This is a genomic window from Acinetobacter sp. GW821-FHT09D10, from assembly GCF_059416285.1.
On the sequence record NZ_JBWKOW010000001.1, the window covers coordinates 677,625 to 697,319 of the forward strand.

Annotated in this window: 22 protein-coding genes; 9 read left to right on the forward strand and 13 right to left on the reverse strand. The window is 41.4% G+C overall.

What is annotated here, in order from left to right; genetic code table 11:
• Window positions 1-314: 314 nt before the first annotated feature.
• The 5 genes from AC07M3_RS03155 (at window position 315) to AC07M3_RS03175 (ending at window position 5,446) form a co-directional block, all read left to right on the forward strand.
• On the forward strand, window positions 315-1,760 hold the full coding sequence (locus tag AC07M3_RS03155) for a cytochrome ubiquinol oxidase subunit I (RefSeq protein ID WP_494566485.1): 1,446 nt from the start codon (window positions 315-317) through the stop codon (window positions 1,758-1,760).
• Window positions 1,753-2,760 (forward strand): cytochrome d ubiquinol oxidase subunit II, encoded by a 1,008-nt coding sequence (gene cydB, locus AC07M3_RS03160; protein WP_003651254.1) that lies wholly within the window; start codon window positions 1,753-1,755, stop codon window positions 2,758-2,760. Before AC07M3_RS03155 ends, cydB begins: the two co-directional genes overlap by 8 nt.
• A gap of 15 nt (window positions 2,761-2,775) precedes the next feature.
• A complete protein-coding gene (locus AC07M3_RS03165) occupies window positions 2,776-2,910 on the forward strand; it encodes a hypothetical protein (RefSeq protein WP_003651253.1) in 135 nt (44 codons plus the stop codon).
• Between the two features lie 98 nt (window positions 2,911-3,008).
• Window positions 3,009-4,427, forward strand: coding sequence for an aminotransferase-like domain-containing protein (locus AC07M3_RS03170; protein WP_035357515.1), 1,419 nt, complete (start codon window positions 3,009-3,011; stop codon window positions 4,425-4,427).
• Between the two features lie 101 nt (window positions 4,428-4,528).
• Window positions 4,529-5,446 (forward strand): LysR family transcriptional regulator, encoded by a 918-nt coding sequence (locus AC07M3_RS03175; RefSeq protein WP_494566486.1) that lies wholly within the window; start codon window positions 4,529-4,531, stop codon window positions 5,444-5,446.
• Window positions 5,447-5,502: 56 nt separating this feature from the next.
• On the opposite strand, the gene madM is transcribed toward AC07M3_RS03175, so the two are convergent.
• From madM to AC07M3_RS03230, 11 genes are all read right to left on the reverse strand, one after another.
• Complete coding sequence (madM, locus tag AC07M3_RS03180; protein ID WP_005041341.1) at window positions 5,503-6,270, reverse strand: malonate transporter subunit MadM; 768 nt, start codon at window positions 6,268-6,270, stop codon at window positions 5,503-5,505.
• The gene (madL, locus tag AC07M3_RS03185) at window positions 6,263-6,679 is read right to left on the reverse strand and encodes a malonate transporter subunit MadL (RefSeq protein WP_307010204.1); all 417 of its coding nucleotides are present in this window, start codon (window positions 6,677-6,679) and stop codon (window positions 6,263-6,265) included. Before madL ends, madM begins: the two co-directional genes overlap by 8 nt.
• Window positions 6,680-6,727: 48 nt before the next feature.
• The gene (mdcH, locus tag AC07M3_RS03190; RefSeq protein WP_494566487.1) at window positions 6,728-7,666 is read right to left on the reverse strand and encodes a malonate decarboxylase subunit epsilon; all 939 of its coding nucleotides are present in this window, start codon (window positions 7,664-7,666) and stop codon (window positions 6,728-6,730) included.
• Window positions 7,667-7,678: 12 nt separating this feature from the next.
• Entirely contained in the window at window positions 7,679-8,287 is a 609-nt protein-coding gene (locus tag AC07M3_RS03195; protein WP_494566488.1) for a malonate decarboxylase holo-ACP synthase, read from the reverse strand.
• A complete protein-coding gene (mdcE, locus tag AC07M3_RS03200) occupies window positions 8,278-9,105 on the reverse strand; it encodes a biotin-independent malonate decarboxylase subunit gamma (RefSeq protein ID WP_494566489.1) in 828 nt (275 codons plus the stop codon). The genes AC07M3_RS03195 and mdcE overlap by 10 nt, the downstream gene beginning before the upstream one ends.
• Entirely contained in the window at window positions 9,102-9,953 is an 852-nt protein-coding gene (locus AC07M3_RS03205) for a biotin-independent malonate decarboxylase subunit beta (RefSeq protein WP_494566490.1), read from the reverse strand. Before AC07M3_RS03205 ends, mdcE begins: the two co-directional genes overlap by 4 nt.
• Complete coding sequence (locus AC07M3_RS03210) at window positions 9,946-10,245, reverse strand: malonate decarboxylase subunit delta (RefSeq protein WP_056479380.1); 300 nt, start codon at window positions 10,243-10,245, stop codon at window positions 9,946-9,948. The genes AC07M3_RS03205 and AC07M3_RS03210 overlap by 8 nt, the downstream gene beginning before the upstream one ends.
• A 2-nt stretch (window positions 10,246-10,247) precedes the next feature.
• Window positions 10,248-11,132 (reverse strand): triphosphoribosyl-dephospho-CoA synthase, encoded by an 885-nt coding sequence (locus AC07M3_RS03215; RefSeq protein ID WP_494566491.1) that lies wholly within the window; start codon window positions 11,130-11,132, stop codon window positions 10,248-10,250.
• The gene (gene mdcA, locus AC07M3_RS03220) at window positions 11,132-12,811 is read right to left on the reverse strand and encodes a malonate decarboxylase subunit alpha (protein WP_494566492.1); all 1,680 of its coding nucleotides are present in this window, start codon (window positions 12,809-12,811) and stop codon (window positions 11,132-11,134) included. Before mdcA ends, AC07M3_RS03215 begins: the two co-directional genes overlap by 1 nt.
• Window positions 12,812-12,976: 165 nt before the next feature.
• Entirely contained in the window at window positions 12,977-13,570 is a 594-nt protein-coding gene (locus AC07M3_RS03225; RefSeq protein WP_005047594.1) for a GNAT family N-acetyltransferase, read from the reverse strand.
• A 42-nt stretch (window positions 13,571-13,612) separates the two neighbouring features.
• Window positions 13,613-14,248, reverse strand: coding sequence for an FMN-binding negative transcriptional regulator (locus AC07M3_RS03230; protein WP_494566493.1), 636 nt, complete (start codon window positions 14,246-14,248; stop codon window positions 13,613-13,615).
• A gap of 114 nt (window positions 14,249-14,362) precedes the next feature.
• Between AC07M3_RS03230 and pdxR the strand changes: the two genes are divergently transcribed.
• Entirely contained in the window at window positions 14,363-15,853 is a 1,491-nt protein-coding gene (gene pdxR / locus AC07M3_RS03235) for a MocR-like pyridoxine biosynthesis transcription factor PdxR (RefSeq protein WP_494566494.1), read from the forward strand.
• 7 nt (window positions 15,854-15,860) lie between these two features.
• Here pdxR and AC07M3_RS03240 read toward each other — a convergent pair whose 3' ends face one another.
• Both AC07M3_RS03240 and AC07M3_RS03245 read right to left on the reverse strand, forming a co-directional pair.
• A complete protein-coding gene (locus tag AC07M3_RS03240; RefSeq protein WP_130172798.1) occupies window positions 15,861-16,550 on the reverse strand; it encodes an LrgB family protein in 690 nt (229 codons plus the stop codon).
• 12 nt (window positions 16,551-16,562) lie between these two features.
• Window positions 16,563-16,994: a CidA/LrgA family protein gene (locus AC07M3_RS03245; RefSeq protein WP_494566495.1), complete on the reverse strand. Its 432-nt coding sequence runs from the start codon at window positions 16,992-16,994 to the stop codon at window positions 16,563-16,565.
• Between the two features lie 110 nt (window positions 16,995-17,104).
• On the opposite strand from AC07M3_RS03245, the gene AC07M3_RS03250 reads away from it, so the two are divergent.
• The 3 genes from AC07M3_RS03250 (at window position 17,105) to yghU (ending at window position 19,640) form a co-directional block, all read left to right on the forward strand.
• Complete coding sequence (locus tag AC07M3_RS03250; RefSeq protein ID WP_494566496.1) at window positions 17,105-18,010, forward strand: LysR family transcriptional regulator; 906 nt, start codon at window positions 17,105-17,107, stop codon at window positions 18,008-18,010.
• A gap of 120 nt (window positions 18,011-18,130) precedes the next feature.
• Complete coding sequence (yfcF, locus tag AC07M3_RS03255) at window positions 18,131-18,757, forward strand: glutathione transferase (protein WP_494566497.1); 627 nt, start codon at window positions 18,131-18,133, stop codon at window positions 18,755-18,757.
• A gap of 34 nt (window positions 18,758-18,791) precedes the next feature.
• Window positions 18,792-19,640, forward strand: coding sequence for a glutathione-dependent disulfide-bond oxidoreductase (yghU, locus tag AC07M3_RS03260; RefSeq protein WP_494566498.1), 849 nt, complete (start codon window positions 18,792-18,794; stop codon window positions 19,638-19,640).
• Window positions 19,641-19,695: the final 55 nt, after the last annotated feature.

Sequence of the window (19,695 nt, forward strand, 5' to 3'; positions counted from 1 at the left end):
AAGAAAACTTCTTAAGGTAGGTAGTTTTCATGAAACGATCTATGGTTCATCGTCACATATTTCATCAATGTTTCAATGCAACATGTATTTTTACAAATGCAACATCAAGCATGAGCTTTGTTAACAGATTGAGAACAATCAATCGGTCTATTCTATTTAAATATCAAGCAATTATATTACTTCGCCCTTCTGGCATTTTACTTGCTAAGAATATTTATCACAGAAGTAAGTTCAATCGTCAGAATACTTTATTGCCTGAAAATAAGTATTTAACACAATCAATCATCATCAGCTAGTTCACAGGGGGAATATATATGAGCCTCGGTCTAACCGCTTTAGAATTAGCACGAATACAATTTGCGTTCACAGTATCCTTTCATATTATTTTTCCAGCCACCTCCATTGGTCTTGCCTGCTTTTTAGCAGTTTTAGAGTGGAAGTGGTTAAGAACCCAAAACCCGATTTATAAAGATCTGTTTAAATACTGGATCAAAATCTTTGCCGTTGCCTTTGGTATGGGTGTAGTCTCGGGCGTGGTCATGAGTTATCAGTTCGGTACCAACTGGAGTGAGTTTTCTCGTATTGCAGGAAGTATTACCGGTCCTTTACTTACCTATGAGGTCTTGAGTGCCTTCTTTTTAGAAGCTGGTTTCTTAGGCATTATGTTATTTGGTTGGGGACGTGTCGGACCCAGAGCACATTTCTTTGCCACACTTATGGTTGCGATAGGTACCTGTATTTCCATGTTCTGGATTTTATCGTCCAATAGCTGGATGCAGACCCCTCAAGGCTTCGCTATAGAAAATGGCATTATTGTGCCAAAAGACTGGTTTGCAATTGTCTTTAACCCATCCTTCCCTTACCGCTTTGCCCATATGGGTGCAGCAGCCTTTTTAGTTTCTTCTTTATTAGTCGTAGGAACTTCTGCATGGCACTTAGTGAAAGGTCGTCGTGATGAATTGGTAAAAAAATCGTTCTCGATGGGTCTATGGATGGTGCTTGTGACTTCATGTTTGCAAGTGGTTATTGGCGATAACCATGGTTTAAATACCCGTGAGCATCAACCTGCCAAACTAGCAGCGATGGAAGGTCATTGGGAAACGAATCACAATGAACCTATGCCACTGTTACTCTTTGCAATTCCAGATATGAAAGAAGAACGAAACCATTTTGAAGTGGGTGTTCCATATTTAGGTAGTTTAATTTTAACTCACAGTTTAGATGGTCAAGTTACAGGTTTAAAAGATTTCGCCCCTGGAGATCGACCAAATTCGACCATCGTTTTCTGGAGCTTCCGTGTGATGGTCGGGCTTGGCGTACTTATGGTCACGCTGTCTTTAATTGCTCTTTGGTTACGTAAGCGTGGAAAACTTTATGAAACTTCATGGTTCCATAAGTTTGCTTTAGTGATGGGGCCATCTGGTTATATCGCCATGCTTGCAGGTTGGGTGACTACTGAAGTCGGCCGTCAACCATGGGTGGTATATGGCATCCTACGAACTAAAGATGGTTTATCTCATACTGTGTCGGCGGAACAAGTCGGCCTCAGCCTCTTTATTTTTGTAGTGGTATACACCATCGTTTTTGGCAGCGGTATCTACTACACCTTAAAATTGATTAATAAAGGCCCTACATTTATCGATACGCCAAATATGGAAGCAGGCGGTGTTGGACACTTTAAAACACCAATGCGCCCACTCAGTGCTGTCGATGAAAACATTGACAGTAAACAAAATTCTGGGGAGAACCGTCATGATTGATCTTTCTTTAATATGGGTCGGTATTATCGGTTTAGGTGTCATGATTTATGTCGTCATGGATGGCTTTGACTTAGGAATCGGGATCATGTTCCCTTTCATTAAGAACAGCCAAGAACGTGACGTGATGATGAATACCGTAGCCCCTGTCTGGGATGGCAACGAAACATGGATGGTACTGGGTGGAGCTGGTCTATATGCTGCATTTCCACTAGTTTACTCAACGGTTTTATCGGCACTGTATTTACCTATTATTTTTATGGTGATTGCCCTGATTTTCCGTGGAGTCGCATTTGAATTCCGCTTTAAAGCTCATCGCACCAAATATCTTTGGGACTTAGCTTTTATTTGGGGTTCAGTGTTAACTAGCTTCCTTCAAGGCATCATCTTGGGTGCCTATATTCAAGGCATTAAAACCACCAATGGTATTTTTTCTGGCGGATCACTTGATTGGTTGACACCATTTACCTTCTTTACTGGTATTGGTGTAGTTGCCATGTATGCCACTTTAGGATGTGGATGGCTTATTTTAAAAACCGAAAAAGGCTTACAGCAACGTATGTATGAGCTTATGCCAAAGCTGATTATTGCATTGCTCATTATTTTTGGTGGAGTAAGTCTATATACACCATTAACTCATCCTGAAATCGCAGATCGCTGGTTCTCTTTACCGAATCTGTTCTATTTTAGCCCTGTACCTATTTTGGTCTTATTGTTTGTTGGCCTGATTTTATCGGCGTGTAAAAAGCAGCAACATGACCTTAAACCATTTATATATACGCTAGCCCTCGTTTTCCTTGCTTTTACAGGTTTTGTGATTAGTTTGTGGCCTTATATTATTCCGCCATCAGTCACCATCTGGCAAGCCGCAGCTCCACATTCAAGCCAACTGTTTGCTTTAGTCGGTGCGCTCATTCTGATTCCAATCATTATTGCTTACACTATTGTGTCTTACTGGGTATTCCGTGACAAAGTACGTGTAGGTGATGAAGGCTATCATTAAAGTTAGGAGGGTTTTATGAAAAATTTATCTTCTAAACTGTCTCAAACCCAATGGTTTATTTTGCTATGGCTAGGTGGTTTTTTAGCATTAGCTGTGATTGCAGGTTTGTTTAAAGTGATATTGATTTATGCAGCCCCTTACCTAAAGTAAACTTATTTTTATAAGCAAATGCCGTTTGTAGATTCTACAAACGGCATTTATTATTGATTCAGTGCATCTTTCATTTTGTCATTTCGTGCAGCCAATACATGTATAAATCAGAACAACTTGCCCATAGCATTCGCCAACTCATTGAGAGCGGCACTTTAAATGCACACGAGAAGTTACCTTCTTTAAGAGATCAGGTGCAACGCTCTGGTTTTAGTTTAATGACGGTAATGAATGCTTACCAAGAGCTTGAATCTCAAGGTTTAATCTATTCCAAAGAAAAATCGGGATACTTCGTTGCCGAACAAATTACGCTTAAACCTTTAGAACAATATTCTGTTGTTTCACTCAATTCTAAAATTGAAATTAACTCTTTAGTTTTTAAATATCTTAAATCGATTCAACATGAGTCTGTCATCCCTTTTGGTTCGGCCTTTCCCGATAGTCAGCTTTTATATGCACCTAAACTCATTCAGATTATGGGGCAGCTTGCCCGCCAGAAACAAAGTTATGACCAAACTACAAGCCTACCTCCGGGTAATTTAGCTTTACGAAAACTTATTGCTCAACGCTACTGCATGCAAGGGATTCAAACCGACCCAGATGACATTGTCATTACATCGGGAGGATTGGATGCACTCAATCTTTCTTTACAAGCAGTTGCTCAGCCTGGCGACTATATTTTATTACAGCAAAATGTATTTTATGGAGCTTGGCAGGCAGCAGAACGTTTAGGGTTAAAAGTTATTACCATTCCTGAACATCCTCAACATGGTTTTGATCTAGAAGCTTTTGAACAGGTCATTAACAATTATCCAATTAAAGTATGTTGGCTCATGCTCAATAGCCATAATCCAATTGGGTTTACAGTCAGCGATGAGATTAAATATAAAATTGCCAAATTGCTTCATGAGCACCAGATTTATTTAATTGAAGATGATGTCTACGAAGAGCTGTTTTATGGTGGACAAAAGCCTCTTTCAATGAAGTATTTTGATCAGCAAAATCTAGTGCTTCACTGCTCTTCGTTTTCTAAAACTCTAGGTGCAGGTTTTCGGGTGGGTTGGGTTTATGCTGGTAAATTTTCCGATCATATTCAGCATTTACAGCTCATGAGTACCATTTCAGTGAATGCACTCATTCAAAATGCCTTGGTCGAGTTTTTGTCTCATCATCACTATGAAAAGCACTTACGTACTCTCAGGCTTTCACTTGAGCGTTATAAAAAGCAGTTTTATCATTATTTAAAGCAACATCTGCCACCATCTTGTGAGGTTTACTACTATCCAAGTGGTTATTTTCTTTGGGTTAAGCTGCCGAATAGTTTAGATAGTATGCAAATTTATGAAGAGTTAATTCAACAAAACATTGGGGTAGCTCCAAGCCCATTGTTTAGTGTTTTACCCGCGCAGCAGCATTATTTAAGAATCAACTGCTCTTTTGAATCGACACCTAAAATTCAAAGTGCATTAGAACAAATCATTAAGACAATTCAACAAAGAGTTGAAGCTGTTTCTTAAATAAACTACTTCGACCTAAGCACAATTTTATAGTGGTGGTTTTGTGGTAACTTTATAGCTTAAATCTATATTTTTAAAGGAAACAGTTTCAAGGGATTAATATGGAAATTGATGAAGAACTCACCCTTAAAAAGATACAGATTTTTTTAGCATTTATGCGCTGCGGCAATTTATCTAAAACAGCGATAGAAATGGAGCTTAGTAATGTCAGTGTTCACAAAGCATTGCACTCTTTAGAAAGTGCTTTGCGTTGCCCACTTTTTAAAAATGAAGGACGTAATCTAATTCCGTTAAAAAGTGCCTATGTATTTGAAGAACGGGCGCAAAAAATCGTACAGGACATTTTTATAACCGTTAATAAAACGAGAGAAGCTGCTGGATTTGCGGCAAAAGTTTTACATTTAGGTTCTCTTTATTCTTTGACTGTCAAAACAATTCCAAATGTGATTAGTGGTCTTAAATTAAGACGTAGTGAGCTAGATATTCAACTGTTACTCAGCTCAAATCAAGATTTAGTTAAAAAGCTTAAAGCAACGGAACTTGATGCGATTATTGTGGCTTTAAATGAAACCACTCAAGATGATGACTTTGAAATTTTACCTATGTTTTCAGATGATATTTTTCTGGCGGTAAACAAAGATTCTAAATATGCAGAATTTAAAGACATTGATTTAAGTTTATTAAAAGAAGAGACTTTTCTGACATTAACCAAAGGCTTTGCGACCCATAACGATAGCGATATTATTTTTAAAAAAGCAGGTTTTTCTCCTAAAGTTGCTTTGCAAGTGAACGATATTTTTACCTTAATTAGTATGGTCAGTTCAGGCGTTGGTTTTGCCCTTTTACCGGGTCGTATTTCTGCGGTTTATGAAAGCTCAGTTAAGCTTATTCCCCTAAAACAGCAATATCATATGCAACAAGAAATTGGTTTGGTTTTCTTAAAAAGTAAAGAACGAGATCCAAACTTACTCGCACTGATTGCTGAGTGTCGTATGTTTGCTTCTAATTTTAAAAGATAAAAATAAGGGCCGTTGTTTTGTATAACAACAGCCCTTTTTATTTAAGCCGTGGATGCTTAGCCACCAACCAATGCTTTAACCGCAAAGAATAAAACTGTTGGTCCCATTAAACAGCCAAGTCCCGTATGGAACGTTGCTGTCAGTGCACCATAAGGTACTAAACGGCGATCTGTCGCGGCCAAGCCTGCTGATACACCACTGACAGTTCCAGCCAAGCCACCAAAAATCATGGCAGAGCGTGGATTATCGAGTCCCATAAATTTAGCAGTGAGCGGTGTTGAGACCATCACACAAATTGCTTTAACTAAACCGGTTGCAATCGATAAAGCCATTACTTCTGAGCTTGCACCAATCGCAGCACCCGTAACTGGTCCCACAATATAAGTCACCGCACCCGCACCGATTGTGGTAATACTCACTGCATCGCGATAGCCAAAAATCCACGCAAACATACAACCGACAATAAATGGCAAAATGGTTCCGAGAAATAAAGAGAAGGCACCAATAAACCCAGCTTTTTTCGCTTCAGTCGCTTGTACTTCAAATGCCGTTGCTACAATTGTAAAGTCACGTAGCATTGCACCGCCCATGAGCCCTACACCGGTGAAGAGTGCAAGATCGGTTATACCTTTTTCACCACCCGTCATTTTTCCGCCAAACCACGCCAAGATTAAACCAATCACAATTGCAATTGCTGAAGCATGCACTCGTCCATTGGTTAAATATTTAGATAACTTGGTCGACAACCACATAATTAAAGCAATTAAGGCGAAAGCTGTAATTAAACCTAAATGGGTTAAGTCTTTTAATAATAATTCAACCATGAACTTTGCCTCCAATGCTGTTTAATGTGGTGTCTTCTTCCTTCGGTAAAGGGGTTGCTTTGTTATAACGACTTAAACCCGCAATCGTGAGCGTACAAACGATAACTGAAACCACAGCGGCAAAGAGTGCCATATGTCCACTAGATAAAGCTGAAACCACGTTTTGCTGTGCTGCCATAGCAACAACAACAGGAATATACATGGTGCCCCAGAATGAAACGCCTTTTTCGGTTTCAACTGTCATAACACCACGTTTTTCCATCCATAACCGTATGCAAATGAGTAAAATCATGGCGATACCCACGCCACCTACATTGGACTTCACGCCCAATAAAATGCCCAACAGATCACCGACAATAACACCCACCAAGGTGCAAAGTGCGAGTAAACCAACTCCATATATAATCATGACAATCCCTCATATCCTTGGATCATTTATGCTTTTGTAAAATCAGATTCAAAAAGAAAAACTATTGTCCTGTTCTTTTTGCATTGCCATCTGAATGCTGTCTATGCGTGTTCCTTGAAAAGACAACACGGTTCCTTCTTTAAATGTTCGACGTGCAAGTGTAGTAAGCACCGTTCCCGGCAACGCTTCGATCTGCAACCTAACACCTCGCTCCCATGCAGCTTGAACGGTACTTTCCCAATCTACAGTTCGGCTCATATTAAAAGCCAAGTCATCCCTAATCTGTTCAGCCTTGCCTAAAGTGCGAGCCGTTGTACCACTTAAATATCGAATTTTAGGCTGCTTTAAAGTGAGTCCCTCCATAGACGCTGCAAGTTGCTCTGCTTGCTGACTTAATAATTCACAGTGCGATGGCACCGATACATCTAATTTTTTTGCCACCACGCCTTGTTGCTTTGCCAAAACAACAACTTGGTTCATAGCTTCAAAACTTCCTGAAATAACGATTTGGTTATGTGCATTAATATTTGCGACAAACACCTCAGGCGTTATTTCATAAATTTGTTTTACCCATGCTTCTACAGGTGCTCGATCTGTACCAATCAACGCAGTCATGCCATAGCCAATTGGATAGGCGTTTTGCATGAGTTCCCCTCGATAGGCAACTAAGCGAATAGCATCTTCATAGGCTAAGACCCCTGCGACAACTGCTGCCGACCATGCGCCAATCGATAGACCCGCGACATAATCAGGTTTTAAGTCTTCAGCAGCTAATAAAGCTGAACTTAATACCCCTGAAATGAGTAAACAAAGCTGTACTGAACGTGTCGATTGCAATGCGTCCGAACTATCCAGCATCAAGACATCTTCTTTGAGTGCATCCGATGCACGCTCAAGATGTTCTTTGACCAGAGCGCTTTGTGGTAGGTCGTGCAACATATTGCTTCGTTGCACACCTTGTCCCGGATATACCCAAATTGAAGCCATGATATCTATTCCCTAATTCCATGGGTTTTCTACTAAAACAGCACCATCTGCACGTTTCAGCAGAACTTTTCCGCTATTCCTAGCCCATTCTTTTAAAGCCAAACCACCCTGTGGCAGTTGTAGCTGTATATCCACATTCAGCCCCGCTTGCTGAAAAGTTTCGAGTAGCTCGACTGCTTGCTTTTTGGCAAAAGGCTGTTCAGCTCGAATCAACAAATCTATGTCACTTTGCTGAGTGACTGTTTTAATACTAGTTGCCAACTCAAACCCAAAACTTCCTGTATAGCCCCAACACCCTGAAAAGTTTTTCATGATGTTAGAAATGCTCTGCAAACGTTCTGCCAAATGCTCAAACTGCTGTGTATTAACGTGAGTCAGTGCTTCTGGCTTAAGTTGTCTGCTAATAGCAGATCTTGGCATTTGCGTGGCATATCGTTGATGGCGCAATTTTCCTCTTACACCCACAGCAACCTGATCTAGAGGAGTGATTTCCCGCCGAACCACAACAGGATCGCCTCGTAGTAACACCTCTTTCACCCAAAACGGAGCATCATCAGCCAAGCAGTCGGCTGTCATGCCCCACAGCAAATCATGGGCTTCGAGATCAAGTTTCATGACCATTGCTCACGCAATAATTCACGGACCTTTTTAGACATCTGACGGTTTTGGCCGTGAAGTCTTTGTTCCAGTCCTCTAGACTGCTCAGCATTAATTTCTTTAAATGCTCGAGCAACCACCTGTTTCGCTAACAACAGATCAGCACTTGTAGGTTGTTCAGGGTTTTCAACAGATAACAGTTCCGACAACAATCCAAGCGTTGCATAACTTTCGATGTCATAAGCCATTGGAGGAATGCTTGCAGCCAATTGCTCTAACTCATCAACCGACCGTTGGGTCACACGTGCAGCAGATTCTTTACCCATTGCATGCACCATAACACCTGAATCTTTTAAGGCAATAATACGATTGGCTTGGTAACCATGTGCTAAAAAAGCGCCTGACATCGACTTACCGACTAGTAAACTGACAATAGGATGGCCTGCCAATCTAGCTCTGGCATAGCTGTCTACTGCACCAGCTAAAGCTTGATGAATACCTAATAATTCTTCACGGCGACCATAGGCCTGACTAGGTACATCAACCAGACATAAAATGCCGCGTTTAGTCTCAGCATGCGCATCAGCTTGAATCACGTCATCTACAGCCTTTGCCAAGCTCCAACCTTCCAAAAGGCCAACTTCACCTTGTCTCGCTCGCGGGAACAAATTATTGCTGTCTTGAACAACGGCAATCACACGTACTGCTTGCTGATCAATCTGACCATCAGCCACCCAAACTGAAGCTGGAAAACCTTCAACTGTCTTAAAACCCTGTGTGAATGCTTTAAACCACTGTGCACCTCGCGTAGATGCTTTTAATGTATCAACTGCGATGTTCATACTTGTTCTCCTTGATACAAAGCCTGAACCTGTGCTGGAGCAATCTGCTCGGTAGTATCAACGTGTTGTAGCTGCGCTAAGTAGAATGAGTGATTTGAACTACGATGCTGATTGGGCACGCCTTGGGCTAAATAGTCGACCACTTGCTGACGAATTTTCTGGCGATCATCGTCTACATAAGCATCTGCCAAACCACTAGCGAAGCGCTGGTTGCCACCAGTTATGCTCCAAATAAATGGGCGATCTTTGGCGTTATATTCTTGTACGCCAGCTTCTTGTTCAATCACTTGCGGACCATTTAAGCCTAAACGTCCTTCTTGTGTCATTACAATATAGCTACATAGTCCAGCAGCAATCGACATGCCACCAAAGCACCCTACACTGCCTGCAACTACTGCAATCACGGGTTGATACTGTCGTAAGTTCACAATTGCAGCCTGAATTTCCGCGATTGCAGCCAAACCCAGATTTGCTTCTTGCAAGCGAACCCCACCAGTTTCTAGTAATAAGATTGCAGCCGTTGGAATACCTTTAAGATTGTCTTCAACCGCAAGCTCTAATGCACCGGCAATTTTGGCACCACCAACCTCGCCTAAGCTTCCACCCTGAAATAAGCCTTCAATGGAAATCAAAACTACTGGTCGTCCCTGAATAGATCCTTTTGTAATCACCACGCCATCATCTGCTTGCGGCACAATATTTTGCTTAAGCAACCAAGGTGACATTACACGTGCAAATGGATCGAGTAACTCGCGAAAAGTCCCTTCATCTAATAATGCTTTAGCACGCTCTCTTGCACTCAGCTCAATAAAATCTTGTTTATTTAACAAGCTCTCGATATCAGTCATGAGCAATCTCCTCCAAGGCTTGTTCCAGACGTAAGCGAACAACACCGGGGGTTGCACCAAAGTCATGAATATCAATATTGACGGCTGGTGGCATCTGCGCTGTAAAAATCCGTTCAAAAAGATTTTTCCAACGTGCAACACTACCATCCACCGAAGTCACCACCTGAATAGTGGTTTTTCCCGCCTCACCAGGTTCCATCAAAATTTCTAAATCACCTGAACCCACACATCCGACTAATGCTTTTTTTACAGGTGGCTCTGTCGCCAAAAACTCAAAATGAAGTGTTTCCATAATCAAAATCCTTCTTTATTTTTTAAAGATGACTGCTCAACACGATCTATAAACAATGTTGCTGCCAACAAATCGGCTGCTCCGCCAGCGGATGCCTTCATCCTAAGTAGGTCAATCTCTAACAAATGCAAAGCACGGCGGCCTTCTAGGCTTGAACTACCGCCCAAATCGAGCACTTGCTGGGCTCCTTGTTGCATACGCTTCAAACCAGATATTCCAGAGCGATAGAGCACACAGGTATCTGTCAAGTTAGTCATCATGGCAAGTAACGCATCTAAGCGAGCAAACTCTTCTTTCATCGGTTTACTACGACTTTGATAAAGTTGCTTTAAACCAAAATTCACAATGGTTGGAAAACCTTGTTGAGCCTGTTCTTTAGCACCTAAGACACCTAATTTTTTCTGTACTTGCTGACCATGACTCAAAGCCTGTTTGAGAATAAAACGGTCTTCAAGCTGGGCAATTTGACCTGCCAGCTGACACAACTCAACAGCCGATAAGTACTGTTGATTTGTGCGTGCAAGTGCCGCTGCCGTGACCATTAAACCCAAGGCCCAAATTGCACCTCGGTGTGTATTGACACCATTTGTTGCCAACATCATGACCTTTTCACCTTGTCGGCCAATTTCACCAATGTCTTCACGTAAGGCCTGACACACTGTTCCGTGCTGGATTGCTGCTTGCGCCATCGCTTCAAACATTGGGCGTAGACTTTTCGCAGAACGCTCCATTAATTCCAAAGTCAGGTCATCATGTGCACCGCTACCACGGCGATCAACCAAGGCTGGCTTTGGTGTCAGATTAACTTCATCAATTAAAGCCTCGACCGCCATGTTTGCCAAAAGCTGACTATGGCTAAGTGTTTGATATTTAACTTGAGCCATCATTACCAACTCCTGAATTTTGCAGGTGGTTGATATAACCCATCTGACCATGTCACCAAGTCGGCAATATTTTTTGCAGCTAAAAGTTCACGTGTTGCATCGGTACGGCGAATGCCTAAATCTTCAGGGAACACCACTAAACCTTCACGTCTTAAACGTGCTGTGGTTTTAGGATCTTGGCTTAAACCAATACTGGTCACTCCTGCCACGGCAGCAATCATCGCTTGACGCTCTTCTTGACTGCTTGCTTTATATAGATAAGCAATGCCTTCTTCGGTAAGTAAATGGGTCACATCATCGCCATAAATCATAATTGGTGCTAAAGGCAGACCAGCCGTTTTAGCAACATCAATCGCATCAAGACGATCCACAAAAGTCGGCTTACCACCTTCTTGAAAGGTTTCCACCATTTGCACAACTAGCTTTTTACCGCGGGCCAAATAGGTTTCTGTTTCATTGGCACCTTGCAAGCGCATATCTAGCCATGCAGGTGTGTCGTGGCGGCGTCCGCGCGGATCATGCCCCATGTTCGGTGCACCACCGAAACCAGCTAAACGGCCTTTGGTAACAGTCGAAGAATGCCCCATTCCATCAACTTGCAAAGTTGCACCAATAAATAGATCAACGGCGTACTGACCTGCAAGCTGACACATCATGCGGTTAGAACGCAGCGCCCCATCACGTCCTGTAAAGAAAACATCAGGACGAGCTGCAACATATTTTTCCATGCCGAGTTCGGTACCAAAGCAATGCACGCTTTCTACCCAACCTGTCTCAATGGCTGGAATTAAGGTTGGATGCGGGTTAAGAGTCCAGTTTCGGCAAATTTTTCCTTTTAAACCTAAAGACTCGCCATAGGTCGGTAAAATCAGTTCAATTGCCGCAGTATTAAAACCAATGCCATGGTTTAACGATTGCACATTATGCTTTTCATAAATTCCGCGAATTGCCATCATGGCCATAAGCACATGCACAGGCTTGATGTGTTTTGGGTCACGGGTAAATAACGGTTCAATATAAAAAGGCTGGTCTGCCACAACCACAAAATCAACCCAAGAGGCAGGAATATCGACACGTGGTAAATCAGAGACGTCATCGACCAGTTCATTCACTTGCACAATCACAATGCCGTCACTAAAAGCCGCAGGTTCAATGAGTGCAGGAGAATCTTCGGTACTTGGACCTGTATAGATATTCCCTTGGCGGTCTGCCATAAAACCGGCAGAAAGCACCACATTTGGAATAAGATCGACTACAAGGCGTGAATACAATTCAATATAGGTATGGATAGCACCAATTTCTAATAATCCATCTTCAATCAACTGGCTAATACGCAAACTTTGCGGGCCAGCAAAAGAGAAATCTAGCTTGCGTGCAATACCTTTTTCAAACAGATCAAGATGTTCTGAGCGTCCAACGCTTGGCATGATCATATGTAAATCATGCAAAACATCTGGATTGGTTTGTGCCAAAGATCGAGATAAGAAATCTGCTTGCTTTTGGTTATTCCCTTCGAGTACGACTCTGTCACCCGGTGTAATCAGGGTTTCTAAGACTTTAATAATGTCTTGAGTTGGAATGACAACTCCGTCGGTATATTGGCTTGCCATCTCCAGTTTTAGTTGTTTGGCATGACGCCGTTTTGTCCATAACCGTTCTTTATTCTGAACTGAGCCTTCCATGTATGCTTACCTATAGATCGCAGTTTTGTTCTGAATCTATAAAAACGCTTTATGGAATTTTGATCAATCAACCTACATCGGTAGTCATTAACCTGAGGTTAATGGTTGAAATAAAGAACAGCTATTGATGAACGAGTTTTCGGACTTTTAACCTAAGACTTATTTCTAACGCGGTTTGCTTAACAGCCATTCCAAGTTTTGACGAACTGCAGGCCATTCATGTTTTAAAATGCTATAAACATGAGTGTCCCGCAAAATATCATCTTTCACAATTTGATGGCTTCTGAGTACCCCATCGAGCTTTGCACCTAAACGTACAATTGCAGCTTGGCTTTGAACGTTTAAAGAAGATGTGCGTAACTCAACCGCAATACAGTCTAAAGACTCAAATGCATGAGCCAACAATAGCTTTTTACACTCAGTATTTACAGGCGTGCGCTGTGCAGATTTACGATACCAAGTCGAACCAATCTCCGCACGGCGATGTGCAGCTTCAATATGCATTAAGGTCGTCATACCCACCGCTTGCCCGGTTTTTCGGTCTTCAATATAAAATGGCAACATGCTTCCTGATTGTTGTAAACCAAGACGTCTTTCAATTTCAGCAGTCATCTGTTCAGGTCTTGGAACACGGGTATACCAAAGATTGTAGAGCTCACCATCGCAAACTGCTTCTGCTAGAGATTCAGCTTGAGTTACATCTAGCGGCTTTAAAATAACGTGTTCGCCTACCAACTCAACAGGTGTAGTCCAAGACATGTTTTTCTCCTTAATGAATACTAAAATTTTATATTTTCAAAACTATTTGTTTAACTCAGCCACACTGTACATAGCATCCGCTATAGTTTTATGACCAGATTTCGCTAGACCATCCGCCGCACCTAAAATATCTCGACGATCTTTGTTTTGCCCAAGTTTTGATTTTCCTTGAAGCTTGGTAATTTCAATTTCTATACCCACAATGGCTTTTAGCATGGGTTCTAGATAGTCTTTTGGTGCATCAGACATTTTCCATGGTTCAGGTTGAGATGCTTCATGTGTACGGGTTAAACGAGCCACAACACCTCGAACATAACGCTCATCATCTCGAATCGTCACTTTACCGTAAGCATGTACAACTCTATAGTTCCATGTTGGCACTTGTTTATGCTGTTCATGTTTGGATGGATACCAATTGGGGGAAATATAAGCATCCCCCGCCTGAAACACGACCAGCACTTCATCTCCATTTTTAATGTCCTGCCAGACAGGATTAATTCTAGATACATGCGCATGCAATATCCCAAAGTTCCCTTCATTTGTCTGTAACTCAAACGGAAGGTGATTTGCATCTAAACCATTGCTCCCATGACTAAAAAGCACACCAAACGGATGCTCCAAAATAAGAGAATGCAATACGTCCAAACGGTTTTCTACAAAATCATCAGGGATATACATGGCTAAGAACCTCATTGTAAATATCAGGGTTATTTATATTTTGTGTTTAAATTTTCTGGTTTATGTGGTTTATTAAAAAGAACCACTTTGTGTTTTTTTAAGTAGACCAGAATTATGGCAAGAATGGCAAAAGTTGTGGAACTTCCGTCTATTGCAAAGATTGATAAAAGCCAAGGAAAGATTAGTGCTCAGCTGACCCAAGCTTTACGCGAAGCTGTACAAAGTGGTGATTTACAACCAGGCGATCCGTTGCCTTCTTCACGTGAACTGGCTCAAACACTTGGGGTCGCTCGCGGAACGATTATCGAAGCTTACGATCAGCTTTTAGCTGAAGGTGTTTTTGACTCTGAAGCACGAACGGGCACCTATGTGTCTCATGCTTTAACTAAAAAAACTCTACTGCAACATTCTCAAAAAGAAACCCTACCTAGCTCAATCCCTTTGACTAAGTCGGCACGTTCTTATGCCCAAGTACTTAAAGAGTTTAAACCACTTCCCCATGTTCCATTTGCGGTGTCTGTCCCCGTCGGTCGGACCCAACCAAGTGATATCTGGCGCAAATTTGGTAATAAATATAGATCGCGGGGAGCAGGAGTTCCTTCAGGATATGGCGAGCCGCAAGGTGTGTTATCACTAAGAATTGCTATAGCAGACTACGTGCGTCGTTCACGCTCTGTACACTGCGATCCTGAACAAATCGTGATTACGCCCGGCATTCAACAAGCACTTTATATTTGCAGCCAGATTTTATTTGAAGCCAAAGATGAGGTATGGATTGAAGATCCAGCTTATCGTGGGACCACGGCCATTTTTGAGCATACCGTACAAAACATTGGTATGGTGCGTGTTCCAGTCGATGAAGAAGGTATTCAGGTTGAAGCTGGAATTAAACTGTCTCCGAATGCCCGTGCAGCTTTTGTAACCCCTTCTCATCAATATCCACTTGGCATGCCTATGAGCTTGGCAAGACGTACTGCATTATTAGCGTGGGCAAAGCAGCAAAATGCATGGATCATTGAAGATGACTATGACAGTGAACTCCGCTATAACGGTCAGCCATTTCCATCTTTACAAGGCATGGCACCAGATCAGGTGATTTATCTCGGAACGTTTAGCAAGGTTCTATTTCCATCTCTTAGACTTGGCTATGCAGTGTTGCCTAAAGAACTGGTGGCACCTTTTTGTGGACTCAGGGTGTTAATTGATAGACACCCGCCTACAGCCGACCAACATGTTTTGGCTGCTTTTATTCAAGAAGGCTATTTGGAGCGGCATATTCGACGTATTCGGAATGTTTACTCAGAAGTTCGAGAGCACATTATTAGTTTGATTGAAAAATACATACCTCAAGAACTGGCTTGGTTACAACCGGGCGATCAAGGCATGCATATGGTGTTATGGCTTGCTCAACACATTAATGACGTTGAAGTTGCAAGCACGGCAGTCAATGCAGGCATTGCCATTAAAGCAATTTCACCGACATTTTCAAAAGAACAGCAACGTTCAGGTTTAATTGTTGGCTTGGGTGACTTTGAACTCGAACTTATGGAACAAGCCATAAAAAAACTATCAAAAATCATTAAAAAACATGACAAGCCCACTTAGACAAAATCTACAATAGCAACCATAGATGAATAGCAAACGGGCCAATCAGCACCATTAAAATACCCGCAATCACCATGGTTAAACTTGCAATTACGCCCTCTTCACTATTGCGCTGCTGAGCTCGGACTGTACCAAAACCATGGGCTGCATTCCCAAAGGCTGCTCCATTTGCCACATTAGAACGAATTTTAGTAATCGCTAAAATTGCATCGCCACAAATCATTCCAACCAAACCGGTAATGACGGTGAATAATGAAACCAAAGCCGCCGAACCGTGAATATCTTCAGCTAAAATCATGGCAAATGGTGTTGAAATCGAACGTGCCATCAAACTGTTGGTGACTTCAGGACTAAAATGGAACCACTGTGCCATTTCATAGGCAGACATCACGCCCACACTCATTCCCACAATAATCGCGATAGATAAAACACCTAAGTTTTTACGGATTGTTTCCCGATAACGATAAATAGGTACAGCAAATGCGACCGTAGCTGGCCCTAATAAATTAACAATCCACTGCGTATCTTCTGAATAAGTTTGGTATGAAATTCCAAAAATCGTCATCAATATAATAGTAAGTACAGGCACACTAATTGCGGGTGACAACCAAAGTTTTGGATGCTTTTGATAGATTTTCTTTGCCACAACATAGGCTACCAAAGTCCAGATGAGGCAAAGAATTGACCAGATATTCATGTCGTCGTGCTCTTAGATATGCTTATGTTGAAGACGTTTCCGAGCCTGTAAATAAGCCTTCAAACGATTGTAAAAATGAATGGTCAAACACGTACTTAGCATGACTGAAATAGTCCCAACTGCAATGCTCAAGACAATTTGCCACCCTTCGGTCATAAACAGAGTTTTATACTGAACAATGGCAACCACAACAGGCACAAAAAACAGTAACAGCTCACCTAGAACAACAGTTGCTCCCATTGCCACCTGATCCATTTTGATAATTTTAAAGAACAGGCATAAAAGCAATAAAAACATACCTAAAATGCCTGCCGAAACAGGTACACCGAGTTTTTGATGTAAAAGATATCCCACCCACCAAAATCCAGCCAAAATCAGAATTTGTTTAACTAAAGATAAAAGTGAATGTGGTGTGGGTGTTCCAGAAGCAAATTCAGTACTCATTTTACGAAATTAAATGGTTAACTACACCATTATGCTACCTTGGTTAAATCTGCTAAATATGAATTATTCATGTTAATATTATTCCAAAATGGAATAATCTATTCTTTATTATGCTTTCTTTAAAATCATTACAGTGTTTCGTTACCTTGGTAAAAACAAAAAGCTTTACCCGTACTGCTGAAGAGTTGTATTTGACTCAACCGACGATTAGTAAAATCTTACAACAGCTCGAAGAGCAGCTTCAGGTACAGCTTTTAGTTAAACCGGATCATGGACGCAAAAGACAAATTGAATTAACTACAATTGGAGAGCGTATTTATCAACATGCTCTTGAACTTCTTCAGGCAGAACAAAACATCTTTCTTGAAATTGAAAACTATCAACAATTAAAAACAGGGACTTTAAAACTTGGCGTACCGCCTTTAGGTTCGCAGCTCCTAACGACTGCACTGTTTGATTATCATCAGCAATGGCCAGATATTGAATTGGCTTTTATGGAGGTTGGTTCGCGCGGTATTGAACAAGCTTTACTCAACAACGAACTAGACGTTGGCGTTTTATTACAGCCCTTTGATGAGCAAATTTTCAATAGCATTGAATTATGCAATTATCCTTTAATGGTACTTTTACGTCGCGATGCGACTTGGGCAACACGCAAAAAAATAAATCTAGAAGAACTACAACATCAGTCGTTTTTAATGTTTCCAGAAAACTTCTCTCTAAATAGTATTATTCTCGATGCTTGTAAACAGCGAGGGTTTTATCCCTCTATCGCTTGCCGTACCAGTCAATGGCACCTCTTGGCAGATATGGTTTTACAACGTATGGGAATTGCGCTTCTCCCTCAATACTATACCGACATGCTGGACCCGACTTTATTTGCAGCAGTACCACTAGAAAAACCAAATATTCAATGGCACTTAGTCATGGCTTGGAAGAAGAACCATCCCGTCTCGCCTGCCGTACAAGCTTGGCTTAGCATTGTCCGCCAACATTTTCAGCACATTAAGCCCTAACTTTAAATACTGAAATAGCATGATTCAAAACTGATAAAGCTTTTCCACAAAAAAGTTACCCAATGTTTGATAAGCTCACTTAGACTAGATCCCATCCGTTTTATGACATGGACAATAACAATGAATAATGAACATTTTAAACTGTACACAGATTCACAATTTCTAAGTCCCTATGCCTTTACAGTTTTTGTCGGGCTACATGAAAAACAAATTCCATTTGAAATAGCGACCATCAACTTAGGCCAACAAGACCAGTTTGAGAAATCTTTTGTAGCAAAGTCATTAACAGCCAAAGTCCCTGTACTTGAGCATAATGATTTTGCCTTATCAGAATCTTCTTCCATTTTAGAATATCTAGAAGAGCTCTATCCAAATACACCAATTTATCCAACAGATATTCAGGCACGTGCAAGAGCTCGACAAATTCAGGCATGGCTCAGATCAGACTTAGTGGCATTAAGAACTGAACGTCCAACTGATGTTATTTTTATTGAACCCACATCTACCCCACTTTCAGAAGAAGGTCAAAAGGCAGCCGAGAAACTGTTTTTTGTTGCAGAAAAACTTCTAGCGCCTCATGCCGAATTTCTTTTTGGTTCATGGAGCATTGTGGATGCTGAATTTGCTCTTATGTTGCAACGCCTTATTCAAAATGGTGATGGCGTACCACAGCGTTTAAAAACCTATGCATTACAGCAATGGCAACGTCCGAGCGTACAAAAATGGCTTGCCTTGCGACATAACTAATCCCTTATATTTACACCAAACATGAGATAAAAAAATGAGTGATTCAAACTATATTCCTCCACAAGTTTGGCAATGGACTGGAGAAAAAACCGATTTAAACCAGCCCACTTCAGGCGCTCGATACGAACACACACTCCCTGTTGGGAAACACCCGCTCCAACTCTATTCTTTAGCAACTCCTAATGGGCAAAAAGTCACTATTTTGCTTGAAGAGCTTTTAGAATTAGGGCATCAAGATGCTGAATACGATGCTTGGCTCATTAAAATTGGTGAAGGACAACAATTTGGCAGTGGCTTTGTAGAAGCTAACCCTAACTCTAAAATTCCGGCATTGGTTGACCATAGTCAAAATCCTCCATTAAGAGTTTTCGAGTCTGGCTCAATTTTGCTTTACTTGGCTGAAAAATTTAAAGCTTTCATTCCGACCCATATTGCTGCACGCACTGAATGTCTCAATTGGTTATTCTGGCAAATGGGTAGCGCGCCTTATTTAGGGGGTGGTTTTGGACATTTTTATGCCTATGCGCCCGTTAAAATTGAATATGCGATTAACCGCTTTGCGATGGAAACGAAACGTTTACTTGATGTGTTAGATCAGCATTTAGCAAAGCATGAATATATGGCAGGTTCTGAATATACCATCGCCGACATTGCCGCATTCCCTTGGTATGGTGGTCTTGTTAAAAACTGGGTCTATAACGGTGCGGAGTTTTTAGGTGTTGATGAATATAAAAATGTTCAACGCTGGGCAGATGCAATTCTGGCGCGCCCTGCTGTTCAGCGTGGACGAATGGTCAACCGAACTTTTGGCGATTTAGCTACGCAGTTACATGAACGTCATGATGCAAGTGATTTTGAGACTAAAACGCAAGATAAACTTTAATCGTTATTTTTACAATAAAACCCACTTTTGCTTAAACAGTGGGTTTTATTAGTCT

Excerpts from the sequence above, each read along its gene's own strand:
- AC07M3_RS03230 (WP_494566493.1), bottom strand. The coding sequence starts at position 14,248 with ATGTATATCCCTGATGATTTTGTAGAAAACCGTTTGGACGTATTGCAT.
- AC07M3_RS03225 (WP_005047594.1), bottom strand. The coding sequence starts at position 13,570 with ATGTCTTGGACTACACCTGTTGAGTTGGTAGGCGAACACGTTATTTTA.
- AC07M3_RS03205 (WP_494566490.1), bottom strand. The coding sequence starts at position 9,953 with ATGACTGATATCGAGAGCTTGTTAAATAAACAAGATTTTATTGAGCTG.
- cydB (WP_003651254.1), top strand. The coding sequence starts at position 1,753 with ATGATTGATCTTTCTTTAATATGGGTCGGTATTATCGGTTTAGGTGTC.
- AC07M3_RS03175 (WP_494566486.1), top strand. The coding sequence starts at position 4,529 with ATGGAAATTGATGAAGAACTCACCCTTAAAAAGATACAGATTTTTTTA.
- yfcF (WP_494566497.1), top strand. The coding sequence starts at position 18,131 with ATGAATAATGAACATTTTAAACTGTACACAGATTCACAATTTCTAAGT.
- AC07M3_RS03240 (WP_130172798.1), bottom strand. The coding sequence starts at position 16,550 with ATGAATATCTGGTCAATTCTTTGCCTCATCTGGACTTTGGTAGCCTAT.
- AC07M3_RS03215 (WP_494566491.1), bottom strand. The coding sequence starts at position 11,132 with ATGATGGCTCAAGTTAAATATCAAACACTTAGCCATAGTCAGCTTTTG.
- madL (WP_307010204.1), bottom strand. The coding sequence starts at position 6,679 with ATGATTATATATGGAGTTGGTTTACTCGCACTTTGCACCTTGGTGGGT.
- AC07M3_RS03195 (WP_494566488.1), bottom strand. The coding sequence starts at position 8,287 with ATGGTCATGAAACTTGATCTCGAAGCCCATGATTTGCTGTGGGGCATG.
- AC07M3_RS03155 (WP_494566485.1), top strand. The coding sequence starts at position 315 with ATGAGCCTCGGTCTAACCGCTTTAGAATTAGCACGAATACAATTTGCG.
- madM (WP_005041341.1), bottom strand. The coding sequence starts at position 6,270 with ATGGTTGAATTATTATTAAAAGACTTAACCCATTTAGGTTTAATTACA.
- AC07M3_RS03210 (WP_056479380.1), bottom strand. The coding sequence starts at position 10,245 with ATGGAAACACTTCATTTTGAGTTTTTGGCGACAGAGCCACCTGTAAAA.
- AC07M3_RS03250 (WP_494566496.1), top strand. The coding sequence starts at position 17,105 with ATGCTTTCTTTAAAATCATTACAGTGTTTCGTTACCTTGGTAAAAACA.
- mdcH (WP_494566487.1), bottom strand. The coding sequence starts at position 7,666 with ATGGCTTCAATTTGGGTATATCCGGGACAAGGTGTGCAACGAAGCAAT.
- AC07M3_RS03170 (WP_035357515.1), top strand. The coding sequence starts at position 3,009 with ATGTATAAATCAGAACAACTTGCCCATAGCATTCGCCAACTCATTGAG.
- pdxR (WP_494566494.1), top strand. The coding sequence starts at position 14,363 with ATGGCAAGAATGGCAAAAGTTGTGGAACTTCCGTCTATTGCAAAGATT.
- mdcA (WP_494566492.1), bottom strand. The coding sequence starts at position 12,811 with ATGGAAGGCTCAGTTCAGAATAAAGAACGGTTATGGACAAAACGGCGT.
- AC07M3_RS03165 (WP_003651253.1), top strand. The coding sequence starts at position 2,776 with ATGAAAAATTTATCTTCTAAACTGTCTCAAACCCAATGGTTTATTTTG.
- yghU (WP_494566498.1), top strand. The coding sequence starts at position 18,792 with ATGAGTGATTCAAACTATATTCCTCCACAAGTTTGGCAATGGACTGGA.
- AC07M3_RS03245 (WP_494566495.1), bottom strand. The coding sequence starts at position 16,994 with ATGAGTACTGAATTTGCTTCTGGAACACCCACACCACATTCACTTTTA.
- mdcE (WP_494566489.1), bottom strand. The coding sequence starts at position 9,105 with ATGAACATCGCAGTTGATACATTAAAAGCATCTACGCGAGGTGCACAG.